Source organism: Aurantivibrio infirmus (assembly GCF_054767315.1).
Genome location: NZ_BAAFSK010000002.1, coordinates 116,707 through 131,421 on the forward strand (window position 1 = coordinate 116,707; position 14,715 = coordinate 131,421).

General features: G+C 43.3%; 15 protein-coding genes and 2 tRNA genes. 7 read left to right on the forward strand and 10 right to left on the reverse strand.

Going from position 1 to position 14,715, the window contains the following annotated elements; genetic code table 11:
- A complete protein-coding gene (locus tag ACYUCY_RS04240; protein WP_460225220.1) occupies nucleotides 1-1,662 on the reverse strand; it encodes a M28 family peptidase in 1,662 nt (553 codons plus the stop codon).
- Between the two features lie 123 nt (nucleotides 1,663-1,785).
- On the opposite strand from ACYUCY_RS04240, the gene ACYUCY_RS04245 reads away from it, so the two are divergent.
- From ACYUCY_RS04245 to ACYUCY_RS04265, 5 genes are all read left to right on the forward strand, one after another.
- Complete coding sequence (locus ACYUCY_RS04245) at nucleotides 1,786-2,148, forward strand: DUF6164 family protein (RefSeq protein ID WP_460225221.1); 363 nt, start codon at nucleotides 1,786-1,788, stop codon at nucleotides 2,146-2,148.
- Between the two features lie 62 nt (nucleotides 2,149-2,210).
- Nucleotides 2,211-3,470 carry an MFS transporter gene (locus tag ACYUCY_RS04250; protein ID WP_460225222.1) on the forward strand — a complete coding sequence of 420 codons (1,260 nt, stop codon included), beginning with the start codon at nucleotides 2,211-2,213 and terminating at the stop codon, nucleotides 3,468-3,470.
- 40 nt (nucleotides 3,471-3,510) lie between these two features.
- Nucleotides 3,511-4,221 (forward strand): J domain-containing protein, encoded by a 711-nt coding sequence (locus tag ACYUCY_RS04255; RefSeq protein ID WP_460225223.1) that lies wholly within the window; start codon nucleotides 3,511-3,513, stop codon nucleotides 4,219-4,221.
- Nucleotides 4,218-5,258: a hypothetical protein gene (locus ACYUCY_RS04260; protein ID WP_460225224.1), complete on the forward strand. Its 1,041-nt coding sequence runs from the start codon at nucleotides 4,218-4,220 to the stop codon at nucleotides 5,256-5,258. The genes ACYUCY_RS04255 and ACYUCY_RS04260 overlap by 4 nt, the downstream gene beginning before the upstream one ends.
- Before the next feature lie 83 nt (nucleotides 5,259-5,341).
- On the forward strand, nucleotides 5,342-5,923 hold the full coding sequence (locus ACYUCY_RS04265) for a DUF411 domain-containing protein (protein ID WP_460225225.1): 582 nt from the start codon (nucleotides 5,342-5,344) through the stop codon (nucleotides 5,921-5,923).
- A gap of 38 nt (nucleotides 5,924-5,961) precedes the next feature.
- Here ACYUCY_RS04265 and ACYUCY_RS04270 read toward each other — a convergent pair.
- Nucleotides 5,962-6,038, reverse strand: a tRNA-Met gene (locus tag ACYUCY_RS04270).
- A gap of 300 nt (nucleotides 6,039-6,338) precedes the next feature.
- Here ACYUCY_RS04270 and ACYUCY_RS04275 point away from each other — a divergent pair.
- Together ACYUCY_RS04275 and ACYUCY_RS04280 are read left to right on the forward strand one after the other, a co-directional pair.
- Nucleotides 6,339-7,742, forward strand: a complete 1,404-nt coding sequence (locus ACYUCY_RS04275) for an MBL fold metallo-hydrolase RNA specificity domain-containing protein (RefSeq protein ID WP_460225226.1) — start codon at nucleotides 6,339-6,341, stop codon at nucleotides 7,740-7,742.
- A 62-nt stretch (nucleotides 7,743-7,804) separates the two neighbouring features.
- Nucleotides 7,805-8,650 carry a universal stress protein gene (locus ACYUCY_RS04280; RefSeq protein WP_460225227.1) on the forward strand — a complete coding sequence of 282 codons (846 nt, stop codon included), beginning with the start codon at nucleotides 7,805-7,807 and terminating at the stop codon, nucleotides 8,648-8,650.
- Between the two features lie 40 nt (nucleotides 8,651-8,690).
- Here ACYUCY_RS04280 and ACYUCY_RS04285 read toward each other — a convergent pair whose 3' ends face one another.
- The 8 genes from ACYUCY_RS04285 to ispE form a co-directional block, all read right to left on the reverse strand.
- Entirely contained in the window at nucleotides 8,691-9,884 is a 1,194-nt protein-coding gene (locus ACYUCY_RS04285) for a cation:proton antiporter (RefSeq protein ID WP_460225705.1), read from the reverse strand.
- 90 nt (nucleotides 9,885-9,974) lie between these two features.
- A complete protein-coding gene (gene ychF, locus ACYUCY_RS04290; protein WP_460225228.1) occupies nucleotides 9,975-11,066 on the reverse strand; it encodes a redox-regulated ATPase YchF in 1,092 nt (363 codons plus the stop codon).
- A 57-nt stretch (nucleotides 11,067-11,123) separates the two neighbouring features.
- Entirely contained in the window at nucleotides 11,124-11,711 is a 588-nt protein-coding gene (gene pth, locus ACYUCY_RS04295) for an aminoacyl-tRNA hydrolase (protein ID WP_460225706.1), read from the reverse strand.
- Between the two features lie 132 nt (nucleotides 11,712-11,843).
- Entirely contained in the window at nucleotides 11,844-12,494 is a 651-nt protein-coding gene (locus ACYUCY_RS04300) for a 50S ribosomal protein L25/general stress protein Ctc (protein ID WP_460225229.1), read from the reverse strand.
- 97 nt (nucleotides 12,495-12,591) lie between these two features.
- Nucleotides 12,592-13,533, reverse strand: coding sequence for a ribose-phosphate pyrophosphokinase (locus tag ACYUCY_RS04305; protein ID WP_460225230.1), 942 nt, complete (start codon nucleotides 13,531-13,533; stop codon nucleotides 12,592-12,594).
- A complete protein-coding gene (locus ACYUCY_RS04310) occupies nucleotides 13,499-13,648 on the reverse strand; it encodes a hypothetical protein (RefSeq protein ID WP_460225231.1) in 150 nt (49 codons plus the stop codon). Before ACYUCY_RS04310 ends, ACYUCY_RS04305 begins: the two co-directional genes overlap by 35 nt.
- A 119-nt stretch (nucleotides 13,649-13,767) precedes the next feature.
- Nucleotides 13,768-13,842 (reverse strand) — tRNA-Gln (locus ACYUCY_RS04315).
- Entirely contained in the window at nucleotides 13,833-14,693 is an 861-nt protein-coding gene (gene ispE, locus ACYUCY_RS04320) for a 4-(cytidine 5'-diphospho)-2-C-methyl-D-erythritol kinase (protein WP_460225232.1), read from the reverse strand. The genes ACYUCY_RS04315 and ispE overlap by 10 nt, the downstream gene beginning before the upstream one ends.
- Nucleotides 14,694-14,715: the final 22 nt, after the last annotated feature.

Consider the following 14,715-nt stretch of genomic DNA (forward strand, 5'->3'; position numbering starts at 1 on the left):
CTAAGGGTTAATTTCATTTTCAGTAGCTGCGTCCACTTCCTTAATAAAAAACGCCAAAAAGCGCGCTATGCGTTCTAAACCAGGTTCTGAGATGACTTCAAGAACTTCACCGCTGGTGTGGTATAACGGTGGTGCCTGCATAGTTGTAACGATAGGTACATTCATACTTCTATAGCCTCCACCTTCGCCACTTGCCATACTTGAGTCGCCTGAGACGAAGTTCGTTCCATAGCGTTCTACGCCGATATCAAATAAATTTTTCAAAAACGGACTCTGATTAGATATACCGGCGACAATTGGCGCCTCGTTTGCATCGGCGATATATTCACGATAACCATCTTCAAATAAGCTTCGCGCAGGAGAAATATTTCGCTGCGCGACATGTTCAATGTTGATGACAAGGCTAGAACTTTTGGCAACTTCAGAATTCATTGCAACAAAATTTCTCGGTCCATTTAAACCCGGCGAGTGATGGCCAGCACTCGCGACAAAAATGATATCTCGCTGAAGTTGATATTTCGGTTTTGAAAAATGTTTAGCTAAGGCGATCATTACCGCCAGGCCGTCAGCATTGTCCCCCGCCCCATCGAACCAGGCATCGGTGTGGGCATTAACAATGATATTTTTTCTTTTAATTTCTTGTTCTCCTTTTCCTGGAATAACCCCTATCGCGTTCGTTGCTTTGAGATTCGATCGGAGCTCAGTTTGTAGTTGAATTTCCATTTTCAGTTCAGGGTTAAGCGATTTTTCGGTCACTTTATTCATGACCGAGAGTAAGAAATGCCCGTCTCTTCCGCCTAAATTAAAACAAGGCCCGCCGCAATTTCTAAAATCGATGGCACGTTCGTTACCCGGTTGCTGAATCACATTGATCACTGCGATAGCTCCACGGGAAAACAATTCTCGAGAGTTGGGAACAACGGGCTGACGTTCAAATACCAAATGCCCTTGCGGTATCACTCGCTGCACTGCAATTTTTCCAGCAACATCTACCTTCTCTAACTCGGCAGCGCTAGCGCCACCAACGTAGATCAAGTTTGCCTTAAGCTTTCCGCCGGGTATGCTGGATGGTGACAAAGGCATGGCCGATTCAAGCACTATGTCTTTGGATTTTTCGCCGAATTTACTGTTGGCCAAAAGTGTGAGCTTCCAGCTTAGAGGCATCCAGAATTCACTATCAGCGTCTTGGTTAAAGGATTGGCGGCTTGTTTCTGTAATGCCTGCTTCTGCGAACTTGCCAAGAGCCCAATTAACAGTATTTGCGCCGGAACTGAAACCCGATAAGCGTCCCCATAGCTGGCCTGAACCTATCTCATTGCTGTCTCTGCTTTGTTTCGAAAACTCTATAACAGCTGCCAAATCTTTTTTTATTTCTGCTCCTCGTAGATGCTCAAAATCGGCTTCTCCCTCTGGGGCGAATACAGGCCGAGGGCCTCTATCGCTCAAAATCAACGGTACGCTATGAGCTTTGAAACCAGGTGGGTGTATAATGCCGAACCACGATAAGTCGGTATCGCCGCTTTTAGCGGGGTCCTGAATCATTTGGCTTTGAGCGCCAAGCGATGTAATGAGTAATGCTAGAACAACGAGAATTCTATAGTTCTTACGTTCACCTCTAATATTTGTGGCAAATTGAGCTTTCATCACATCTAAAGTTTTCATGGAAGAGTCCTGCGATTCGACACTGTGGCCCTCAAGAATAACATGGGGAAGCAGCGAATTAGCAAGTCCTGAAATTTGTACCGAGATCGTTCATATAAAACTTTTTAACTGTAGTGAGCTGATATGAGTTTAGTGTTTCCCCTACATAATGTGACGATTGAAGAAGCGGATGAGGTTCGTCTTTTACTGCGAGAAAACGAAATTTTGTTTTACGAGACAGATTCGGGAATATTCGGTACTTCTATCGCAGGGATTTGGGTGAATGACGAAACGCAAAGCGAGTACGCTAAAAGTTTACTAGACGAGTATTCCGCTTCGCGATCAATTCGAATGCGAGAAAAATTTGAGCAAGAAAAGTTAGCGGGTGAAGCTGAGACACTTTGGTATAGATTTAAAACCAGACCATTTTGGTTTTTAACAGCAATGTTTTTTCTCGCCGTTGTTGTATTTATAACAACAGTGCCTTTTATAACTTTGAAATTATAATAACCGTTTAATGTTGGTGAAGTGAATAAATATTTACGTAGATAAAAAGTTAGTGAGTATTAGTGAATACATATTGGAATTTTTTATTCAGCAATAAAGCGATTTTGGGTTTCAGTTTTATCGCGATATTCTGGGGTAATTTCGGTCAGTCGTTCTTTGTTGGCTCTTTTGGAGAGGGGATTCAAGAATCTCTTTCTCTGTCTTCCGGAGATTATGGATTAATTTATTCGATAGCAACATTGGCTAGCGCGGTTATGGTCGCCTGGTTTGGCGGTGCAATAGATCGTCTTCCGCTTAAGCGCTTCAGCTTAATTATTGCACTTGGACTTTTTTTCGCCACGGTAATACTCTCTCAAGCTCAGAATATGGCGTCGCTATTGCTCGGATTTTTCCTATTGCGATTATTTGGTCAAGCGCTTTTACCGCACGCTGGCGTAACAATGGCGGCAAAAAGTTTCGATGCAGATAGAGGAAAAGCGATATCGATTGTTTCATCAGGCGTACCCGTGGGTGAAATGATATTGCCTAAGTTAGCCGTGTTTTTAATTCTGATGTTTGATTGGCGCACGGTTTTTATCTTTGTCGGTTTGAGTATCCCTTTGATTTTCATGCCCCTGGCATTTCGTTTAATCAGGAAAGGATTTCCCGAGGCTGAGATAAAGCAAAGCGTCAATGACAAAGTTGGAGGTAGTACTCAAAATACATCTCAACCAAATGTAAAATCTGCGGGACGGCGAGCGGTCTTAAGTGATTATCGATATTGGCTGGTTTTGCCCGGCATAATGGCTGGCCCCTTCGTCGTGACGGGTATTTTTATTCAGCAGCCTTTTATCATTAAGAGTATGAATTGGACGCCTGAGTGGTTCGCCACTTGTTTTATCGTTTATGGAGGGTTCCATTGGGCGAGTTCTTTGGTGTCAGGTTTGCTGGTGGATCGATTTAAATCGGTAAATCTACTACCGTTTTTTTCCCTACCTATGGCTCTCGCGTTATTTATCGTCGGGAACTATCAAGGACAATGGGTAGCTTTGGTTATGATGAGCCTATTAGCAGTAAGCATTGGCAGCAGTCCACCAATCACAGGATCTTTGTGGCCAGAAATATACGGTACTAAAAATTTGGGTGCCATCCGCTCAATGAATATCGCACTAATGGTTTTCGCAACAGCTTTGTCGCCGACCTTATTTGACAAGTTATTTGATAACAATGTGTCGTTGGCTGCAACAATGAATTTTTGTGGTTTTTACGTTATTGTTGGCAGTATTTTAATGTTTTTCTCCTATACTATTAACCCTAAGCGCCATAGCCACGCAGCAAGCTAATTAGAGATAATTAAAATAGGTATCACGGTAAAAGTATCATATGAGTGCGACATTCGATAAATTGATTGCTCAGCAAGATCAGCAAATAGATATTTGTGTAACTTTTATTTTGCTTTGGATCGCAGCTAGTGATGGCGCGGTTGATATAAAAGAACATGAATTTATTCATAAATATTTCGGAAGTTTGGCTGCGGATTCCGCGGTCTACGAAAAACTTATGAGAACTGTGGCGGACAATGAAATTGATAGCTTGATCGCCGCATTTAAAGCACTTAAATTCCAATTGAAAAATGAAGAGCGAGATTTTTTTATCGATATCGCCATCGGTATGTCGGTTGTCAGCGGGCATATATCAATATCACAGAACCACATCCTGCGTTTGTGCTCAGATCTTTTGGGTTTTCCAAAAGAATATTTAGCCAAGAAATTTCTTAAAAAAACCGGCGAGGCGCTGCCCGAATTGGGCGATCCTAGTTCAGTTGATTGGTGGTTCGAAGAAGAAGGCGACCCCTATGAGAGCACTGGATGGGAAGATAGCACCGCGTCAAAAGAGACTATGGGGAAGTCGGAAGCTTATCGAATTCTTGGCGTAAGTCGTAAAGCATCAGCTTTAGAGATTAAGCGCGCTTACCGAAAACTAGCGCAACATCACCACCCTGATCGGCATCAAGACAAAGACAGTGATTCTATTGAAGCAGCAGAATTGGCATTTCTACGAATTAGACACGCATACGAGACTTTAAAGCTATGAAAGACTTGTATCGTCGCAACAATCTTAAACCCTGCGAATCCGATCCGGTTAAGATTCACAATTGTGAAGGTGGCAGTGAAAAAGATAAAGAAGCTGCATATACGATTCTTCTTAATGAAAATAAAAAAATTGAATATGATCGCGTTTATAAAGCCGTAGATTCGATCGGCTATATAAGAGCGCATTTCGGCCTAAATAAAACGTCAAATTGGGATCAAGTATATTCTGATTTTGTTCGTAGCGATAAAGATCAAATTGTCGTTAAGGCAGAAAGTAAAAGTAGTTATCAGAAAGATTCTTTCGATAAAGAACCTGCAAAAAATACTCGTCGTTATTTACCTCTTGCTTTTACCGCAATTGGCATTGCTCTGGGCTTGCTGCTGATTTCTTCGACGCTAGTTAGTAAGCCGAAGATTGATGACCCTAGCGAAACGAGATTAATGCATGCGAATAGAGATATTAAAGTCACCTTGGAAGCTGATCCAGATTCACAAGTATTAAAAAGCTTTGATAGATATGATGATGTACGAATGATTTATGAGAGATCTAAAGCTAACTGGGCGGTTTTGGATTTGGGAGGTTACGAGGGCTTTGTTCCTCGGGGGCAGCTTAATGAAGGCAGTGGTGAAGAAGCTTATATAAAGAGTTGTAGTATTTTAGGTGCGTCGAGTAGGCCAGAAAATGGGACGCATTTTATACCTTACAGTAAAGGTAGGTACGTTTTGGTTGTTGTTAATCCTTCTGCGGTCGATGCCATAGTAAAGCTAAAAGATACTTTAGAAAAAGATATTGGATTTTTTTATATTCGAGGTGGTAGCACTGTTACGCTTGAGAATTTTCCCGAAGAAACCTTCCGAATTTTTTATGCCCACGGTGAGAATTATAATGCGAATTGCGAGAGGTTTTTGACCAAAATGCAAGTTATGAGAGAAAGAAATTTTCAGACAGTGTATGCCGGTAGCCGTTCACAATTTTCCAGAACTTATACTTTACGTGGCGGTGGAGATTACGAGCAAATTCCATGGAAATATTTTTAGTGTTTTCATCGTTTAGTATGCTTTAGGTAAAATCGTATTTATTTCGTAAGTCAAAACTCTACTAATTTATAAAGGTAGCAAAAATGAATATTCGTATATCTTCTTTGTTCGCTATTGTCTCGCTGCTTATATTAACAACTGCTTGTAGCCAACAAGTTGAGCCTGATGCTGAAACCTTAACTTCACTTGCCACCAACACTGGTGAGAATATGGGTACAGATGTTAGCGCAAGAGTGGAGCAAGAAAATAACAGTCAAAGTGGCGAGCTTAAAACTCTCGATGTCTATAAAACAGAATCTTGTGGTTGTTGTGGCGGATGGGTTACCCATATGGAAGATAATAATTTTGCTACGCGGGTTCATCATCCAGAAGACTTAAATCAAATAAAAACCGAGTTAGGCATCGACACTAAATGGCAATCTTGTCATACCGCTGTATCGGAGCAAGGTTATGTTTTCGAGGGGCATATCCCCTCAAATGTAATATCCGACTTTTTGGCGAGTCCGCCAGAGAATGCATTAGGTTTGGCGGTTCCCGGAATGCCTGTCGGTAGCCCGGGCATGGAAGTCGAAGAGCGCTTTAGCCCTTATGATGTATTACTGTTAAAGAAGGATGGTAGTGTAGAAACCTATCGGCATATTGCCACCCGAGAAGAGCAATACTAGTCTTACTTTAATTGGCTGGAGATGGGCTGATGAGGGAATGGTAGCAAGGGGGAGACTTGAACTCCCGACCCCAGCATTATGAATGCTGTGCTCTAACCAGCTGAGCTACCTTGCCATTACCCAAAATCGCGGGCCGACATTCTGATGAATCGGCCCTACCTTGTCAAGAGAGCAGTGCTTGTCTTTAAACAGTTTATTCGGCTTATTTTTGGGCTTCTGTTGTTTAGCATTTCACAGATGAAACCGCTTTTCGACCTTCTGGCACTGGTACTTGATGCTGATCAATGGGTGTAGAGATTATCGATATTTTGCTTTGAAATTGATGCCTTCTAGGTTCAATTCGACGTTTATAGCTTAGGCTGGGCAGATGAGTTTCCTGGTGATGAATTATGACGATCTTTGATTTGGAGATAACATGGCTCGACTAACATTTTTCGGCGCGGCTCAAGAGGTAACGGGTTCTTGTTACTTATTGGAGTCTCCTAGTATTGGCCGAGTTTTAATGGAGTGCGGAATGCATCAGGGCGGAGATGCCGTTGATCGCATTCAAAAAGAGAGCTTTTCATTTGACCCCCATGAAATCGATGCGGTAATTTTATCCCACGCCCATCTCGACCATTGCGGATTATTACCTAAGCTGGTCCATGAAGGGTTTGGCGGCCCTATTTACTGTACATCTGCAACGGCTGACTTACTTGAAATCATGCTAAATGATTCCGTTGGTTTATATGAGCGAGATCTCGAGCGTGAAAACCGTCGCAGAGAAAGAAGTGGGCGTAAGTTACTGAAAGCAGAATATTCTAAAGCGGATGTTCAAAAAACACTTAAGCAATGTGTAGGAATGCCTTATAAAAAACAACAGAGTGTAGGTGATTCGCTATCCGTTCAATTTTTTGACGCTGGCCATATCCTTGGATCTTCTATTGTAGAAGTGACAATAAAAGAAAAAAATGAAACCAAAAAATTAGTTTTTTCTGGAGACTTGGGAAAGAAAAATTCGGTGTTAATGAACGATCCTACGTTTTTAAACGAAGCAAATTTTGTAATGATGGAAAGTACTTATGGAGATAGAAATCATCGCACGCTCGACGACACTATGGAGCAGTTAGAGAAAATACTAAATGAAACATGGGAAAAAGGCGGAAACGTAATGATTCCGGCTTTTGCTGTTGGTCGTACCCAAGAAATTATCTTTCATCTAGGTTGCTTATATCACCAAGGAAAGTTAGATAATTGGCAAGTTTTTCTCGATAGTCCAATGGCAATTCGTGTTACCAAGGTCTATGACCGCTGGCTCCATGTTATGGATGACGAAGACATAAAGTGTTTGAATGAAAATGATCGTCAATCTCTCGAAAAATTCTTACCTACTTTGAACCTTTCTGTTACACCTGAAGAATCAATGGCTATCAACAGAATATCTCGTGGTGCGATTATTATCGCTGGTAGTGGTATGTGTACCGGAGGGAGAATTCGCTATCATTTTAAAGAACGAATTTGGAATGAGTCTAATACAGTAATATTTGTTGGTTTTCAGGCCGCGGGGACTATGGGGCGTTTACTTGTCGATGGGCTTAAAAGGCTAAAAATCTTTAATGAGGAGTTCATTGTTAAAGCAAATATCGAAACGCTCGGTGGATTTTCTGCCCATGCTGGCCAGACTGAGCTTGTCGAATGGCTTTGCCAGTTTAAAACTGATCCACGAGTTTTTTTGATTCACGGAGAGCCAAAGGCACTTGAAGCACTTTCCTGGAAATTGTGGTCAGATCATGGAGTTAAGGTGGATATTCCAGCACAAGGAAGTAGCGTAGTATTGTAAACCTTTTAAATTTAATTAAATGAATGTTTAGTATTTTGTATTTTATTGAGTGAGAAAATATTATGAAAAATATACTGGTTATTTGGGATCACAATGATTCTTCCGGAAAATTGCTTGAAAAAGCTAATCGTATAGCATTGCCTTTTTTGGCAAAAATTCAGGTGGTTGTTTTTGTTAATGCGGTTTATGGCAAAAAATTCACAGAAAATAACAATGTGTCCCTCGCAGATAATGTCAAAAATCAACTGGCCGAGAAATTCAATCAGTCACTGAAAGTAAAAAGCACTATTGTTGTTGATCATGATATTGCGAGATGGGTAAAGCAAAATTGCGACACTAAAAAAGTTGATCTGGTAATTAAAACAGGGAATCGTTCCGAAAATATGTTTCATACGCCGACTGATTGGCAGCTTATCCGTCAAGTAAACTGTCCGGTGCTCATCGCGTCGGCGAAAAAGTGGAAGGCGAAATCTAGGATTTTGGCAACTGTAGATTTAGTTGAAAAGAACAAGAATCAGGAAAAGATTAACACTAAAACTCTTGTAACTGCGGAACATTTTGCTGCTAAGAATAACTCGGCATTACATGTTGCTTATAGTATTCCTATTACCAAAGCCTTGACTGAATTAGACATCGTTGAGCCATCTGATGTTCTTGCAAAAAAAGGCAAAAAAATGGAGCAAGTTTTAGATAAGGTCATTCTCAGATGTAAGATAAAGTCAGCTAATAAAAATATAGTTGCAGGAGATGTTGCGGATACCATCCCAAAATTAGCTCATCAATTAAAAGCAGATTTAGTGGTGATGGGAAGTATCGGGCGCACGGGTGTAAAAGGTTTATTACTTGGCAATACGGCTGAACGCGTTATTCATAACTTGCGCACCGATGTACTGGTGATTAAACCATAATTGGCCAGAATGGTGTGGTGACAGATTTAGAGACTAGCGCTTAAATATTTATTTCATTCTTTGCATCGTTTTCATAGTTGGCTTGCTGAATGATGTTTCTTTTGGCAAGAGGTGGGCCCATTAATTCAAATAAAATGGTCGCCCCTAAGGCGCATGTCAATAAAGACTCTGCTAGATCTGGAAATATTTGCGAGGCGCCCAAAGCAATACCAATGGCCACACCTGCTTGCGGAAGTAAAGATTGACCAAGTGCGAGACTGCGACGTGTCGGCCAGTTTTGATGCACACCAAAACACCAAGCGCCGATAAGTCGTCCAATGATTCTTGCGGCAATATAAATACCCCCCAAGAGCCCTAGCTCGCCAATTTTTTCTATTTCCAGCGATGCGCCAGCCAAAATAAAAAATAACATCATAAAAGGCCATTCTATCTGTTCGATCGAATGGAATGGGCGCTTGTGGTGGCGAGCTGCATTGGTCACAGTTACTCCCATTGCAATGCAAGCTAGCAAATAAGATAACTCGAAGAAAACTGCGACTCCGGCGCAAAGTATAACGGCGCCGAGCGCTTCTACTAATAAAGGTTCTCCGTCGGAAGAGCGGCCACTGATCCAGGCGAAGGGCAATCCAATGATTAACCCGAGTCCAACTGAACCCACCAATTCCCATAAAATTATCAATACGCTTTGTGTATTGGTATCGATAAAGAAATTAGCTATCACTAGTGAAGTACTAAATAATAATAAACCCCATACATCGTCTAAAGTAACGATACCTATTAACAAATTTTCAAATTTACTGGAAAGTTTGAGCTCTGTAATGACGTCGCTGATGGCGGCAGGGTCTGTTGCAGTAGCAACCGCTGCTAAGAGAACAGCCAAAGCCCAGTTCTGCGTAAATAGTCCAATGGCAACGGCGACAGTAAGCCAAGTTAATAAGGTAATCCACAGCGAAGCGCTAATAATAAATTTACCCTGGCGGCGTAAAAAGCGGCGGTGTAATTTTCCACCTAATAAAAAGCCCACCATTGCAAGAGTAAGATGGCTTATCCAAGGAAAAGCATTCTGTGCGACTTCGCCGATTAGATTAAAACCCGATGGGCCGGCAATAAGTCCGAGAAAAATTAATAAGGTAACACGGGGAATGGCAGTTTTTTGCCCCAGCCACTGCATTGCTAGTCCAGCGAGAAGGAGACCACCTAAAGAGATAAAACTAATTGCGAGATTATTCTCCATCACTATCAGTTCTCTCGAATTTTGCTTTAAGTTTGCGAATAAAATACTTTATCTGGGGTGAAATATTTTATTCGCCGCCTCTTGTGGTTCTTAAACGTTGAAGCGAAAGTGGATAACGTCCCCGTCTTTAACGATATATTCCTTGCCCTCTAAGCGCCATTTTCCGGCATCTTTAGCGCCCGCCTCGCCCTTGTTGTCGACAAAATCTTGGTAGGCGATGACTTCGGCTCGGATAAATCCTTTTTCAAAATCAGTGTGAATTTTCGCTGCGGCTTTAGGTGCTGTTGCTGCTTTAGGAATGGTCCAGGCACGCACTTCTTTTACGCCTGCGGTGAAGTAAGTGTGGAGGCCTAATAATTCATAGCCGGCTCGAATTACGCGATCAAGCCCTGCTTCCTCCATGCCGAGCTCGCTTAAGAACTCGATTTTATCGGCTTCATCTAGCTCGGCAATTTCTGCTTCGAGCTTATTACAAATGGCGACGGTGATAGCGCCTTCTGCGGTAGCAATTTTCGTGACTAGATCCAAGTGCGGATTGTTGGTGAAACCTGATTCGTCGACGTTGGCAATGTACATGGTTGGCTTGAGCGTGAGCAAAGACAGTTCACCTAGCAACTTTAATTCATCATTGTTTAAGTCAAAGGAGCGCAAGGGTTTTGCTTCATTCAAATGCGGTAATATTTTTTCAAGTAAAGATTTGATTGCAATGGCGTGTTTGTCTTGTCCTTTCGCAGCTTTGCTAAACCGCACGATCGCTTTTTCAACCGTTTCTAAATCCGCTAAGGCGAGTTCAGTGTTGATGACCTCGATATCGGCAGCGGGATCAATTTTTCCTTCAACGTGTATAACGTCTTCGTCGTCGAAGCAGCGTACTACGTGCGCAATAGCGTCGGTTTCTCGAATGTTTGCTAAAAACTGATTCCCTAGCCCTTCACCTTTGGATGCGCCAGCGACTAGGCCTGCAATATCGACGAACTCCATGGTGGTAGGAATGACTTTTTCGGGCTGAACGATTTCGGCCAGCTTCCCCAGACGTGGATCTGGTACGGGCACAATTCCAGTGTTAGGTTCGATAGTACAGAAGGGAAAGTTCTCTGCACCGATACCCGCTTTAGTGAGAGCGTTGAATAAAGTTGATTTACCAACATTGGGAAGGCCGACGATGCCGCAATTAAAACCCATAAATATTTCTCTACGCTGAAGGGTGTTGAGGTAACAAGCTAATCTTGCTTAGTACACTTATTTTTTTGTTTGTGAATGCAGTACATTCATTGCTTTTTCCCATTCTCCATCAACAGCAAAAGGGAGGACTGAGGTAGCGTTAAGCATACTGTCTTCAATTAAATCTCGATCTGACGCGCTCGCTTTTTTTAAAACATAATTAGTGACTTGAGCGGCTGAGCCAGGGTGGCCAATCCCAATTCGTAAGCGGTTGAAACTATTTTGGTTACCAAGACTGCTAATAATATCTTTGATGCCGTTATTACCACCGGCACCGCCACCTTGTTTTAAGCGTGCTGTACCCGGTGGTAAATCTAGCTCATCGTGAACGACGAGAATTTCTTCTGGGGAAATTTTAAAGAAGTTTGCCAAACTCGCAACAGCTTGACCACTGTTATTGTAATATGTCGTTGGCAACAGCAAGCGAACATCTTTGTTAGCGATGCGGGCGCGAGCCGTTAGACCAAAAAATTTTGTTTCCGGCGATAGAGAGGCGTTGAACTTGTGTGCAAGTTGCGCAACAAATGTGGCGCCAGAGTTATGTCGAGTGTCTTCGTATTCGTGGCCAGGGTTCCCTAGACCGACGATGAGTTTAATACTCAAAATAATTCACCGCATGTAAATGGAAAAAAAGTGAACGGTGTTAAGGTTCACTTTTGTTTGTTTGCAGTCAAAGTTTACTTTCAAATACAGCCTTGAAAATTAACTTTGAAGATTTGGTAGGAGATCAGCAATAATTTAGTCTTCGCTGCTCTCTTCATCTGCTTCAGGTGCGCCGGCATCATCAGTGTCTTCGCTGACTGCTTTCGGCTTGTTCACGGTTACTACTGGTAGATCGTGATCGGGGCCGTGAGAAAGTTCAACGGACTCAACGCCTTTAGGCATAGTCAAATCAGAGATGTGAATTATTTGCCCGATCTCAACCGCTGCCATATCGACTTCGATGTACTCAGGTAGGTCAGCAGGTAAACAGCTGATTTCTAATTCAGTTTTAGTGTGAGCAATGATGCCGCCATGAGTTTTGACACCGACACACGTGTCCTCATTAATAAAGTGCAATGGAACTTGAGTTTGCAGCTTTTTGTTTTTAGAAACGCGCAAAAAATCCGCGTGAATAATTTTTAGCTTGGCGGGATGGCGCTGGAGATCTTTTAAGATCACATCTTGACTCGAATCACCTTGTTGAATGGTGATGATGTGTGAATAAAAAGCTTCATTCTCCAGGTGCTTAAGAAAATCCTTATGAGAAACACTAATGTTCTCAGGCTTCTTGCTGCCTCCGTAAATAATTGCCGGTACTAATTGTGCCTCGCGACGTAGGCGGCGGCTCGCACCTTTCCCTACGACATTGCGGGCTTCGGCGTTTAATATAAAGTCTTGCTTAGACATAGCCTTATCCTCTAAATATCACGAATGTCTGCGACCGACGAAACGTGAGGTTAATAAAAAACACTCGGTGAGTGTTCGGTAAATTAAGTGTAATGTTTTAGTTAAACATCGCACTCAAAGATTCTTCATTGCTAATGCGGCGCATTGCTTCCGCCAGCATGACACTTAATGTTAGCTGGCGAATTCGCTTACAAGCTAGGGCTTGATCACTTAACGGAATCGAATCAGTAACGACTAATTCGTCCAGTTGAGATTTTTCAATATTCGCTAAGGCATTTCCGGAAAGCACTGGATGGGTACAATAGGCGACAACCGCTTTTGCTCCCCGCTCTTTCAGGGCACCGGCGGCATTGCACAATGTGCCAGCCGTATCGACCATGTCGTCGACCAAGATACAAGTGCGACCTTCAACTTCACCGATTAAATTCATAACCTCGGCGACGTTCGCCGCGGGTCGGCGTTTATCAATAATCGCCAAATCGATTTCAAGTTGCTTTGCAACAGCTCGTGCACGAACAACACCGCCGATATCAGGAGAGACAACGATCGGCTTATCAAATTTTTGCGCTTCAATATCGGCGAGTAAAATGGGCGAGCCATACACGTTGTCCACAGGAACATCAAAAAAGCCCTGAATCTGCTCAGCGTGTAAATCGACAGTCAGTACACGATCAATACCGACACTCACCATCATGTCGGCAATCACTTTCGCACTGATGGCTACGCGCGCAGAACGGACTCGACGATCCTGCCGTGCATATCCAAAGTAAGGAACCACGGCGGTGATCCGCCCTGCTGATGCACGACGTAGTGCGTCAACCATCACCATCAATTCAATAATATTGGTATTGGTGGGAGCGCAAGTCGGCTGCAACACGAAAACATCACGGCCACGCACATTTTCATTCAGTTCGACGTAAACTTCGCCGTCTGAGAATTTGGATACAGTGGCATCACCCAATGGAATGCCCATCTTGGCGGCGACTTTTTCTGCTAATTGGGGATTAGCGTTGCCCGTGAAGACCATTAAGTCTGACATGGAGGGTACCTTGTTTTGTATCTTGTTCTTTGGCAATTGCTGGACCAGTCGTTGAATCGACACGTTTTGCGACGATTTGGGAGGATTCACTCACCCCGTCCTGGGGTTCGCCCATCGGGCTCGCTTCGCTCGTGCAAATTTGTTTCTACAAATTTGTCGAACCTGGTTCGAATCCCGGTCGAATACTTTGCTTATTAATCGGCTACTTAGTGCGATTCAGCTACGTAGTGTATATGGCTGGGGTGGGAGGATTCGAACCTCCGCGTGACGGGATCAAAACCCGCTGCCTTACCGCTTGGCTACACCCCAATAAACTTTGCGAGCAATTGATGTACCGGAGACTGGTTTACACCTTTCGCTACAAATCCTCGCCATGGGCTATCAGCGAGTACTTGTTGAGCGATTGTTTCTGAATCGAAAGAGGCGAAAACACTAGCACCGGAACCCGACATTAATGCAGTTTTAGCTGTATTAAGAGGGTGTCTTTGCAGCCACTTTAGGGCTTCTCCAACTTCCGGAAAGAGCCTAGTAACTAAGGGCTCACAATCGTTTCTGGTACCCTGCTCAAAAGAGGCCGCTACTGTAATGGGGGGCGTGTCTCTTGTCAATTCAGGGTGGGAAAAAACCAAGGCCGTGGAGACCATAACTGGGGGGCTTAATACAACGAACCAGGGACAAGGTAAGTCCATCGCTGTCAGTGTTTCTCCTATACCTTCTGCCCATGCACTCTGACCGCGGACGAATATCGGGACGTCCGCCCCAAGGCTCAAGCCAATTTTTGCTAGCTGGTCAATATTTAGACCGCATTGCCACAGCTCGTTAAGCGCGAGCAGGGTTGTTGCCGCATCTGAGCTACCGCCACCAAGGCCGCCACCGAAGGGCAGGTGTTTGTCGAGGTAAATTCTCGCGCCTAATTTCGAGCCGCATTCTTGTTGTAAAGCTCGAGCGGCTTGGCAAACCAAATTATCGTTATGGCTCAAGTCGTCGATATTGGCAGAAAAACTGATCTGCCCACCTTGACGCAATTCAAACCGCAGTTCGTCGCCGAAGTCGAGAAGCTGAAAAATGGTTTGTAAGCGATGATAGCCATCAGGACGGCGCCCAAGAATGTGCAGAAATAGATTAATTTTTGCGGGGGCAGGAAGAATGAGTTCAGACATTTTTATTTATTGCTTATATGGG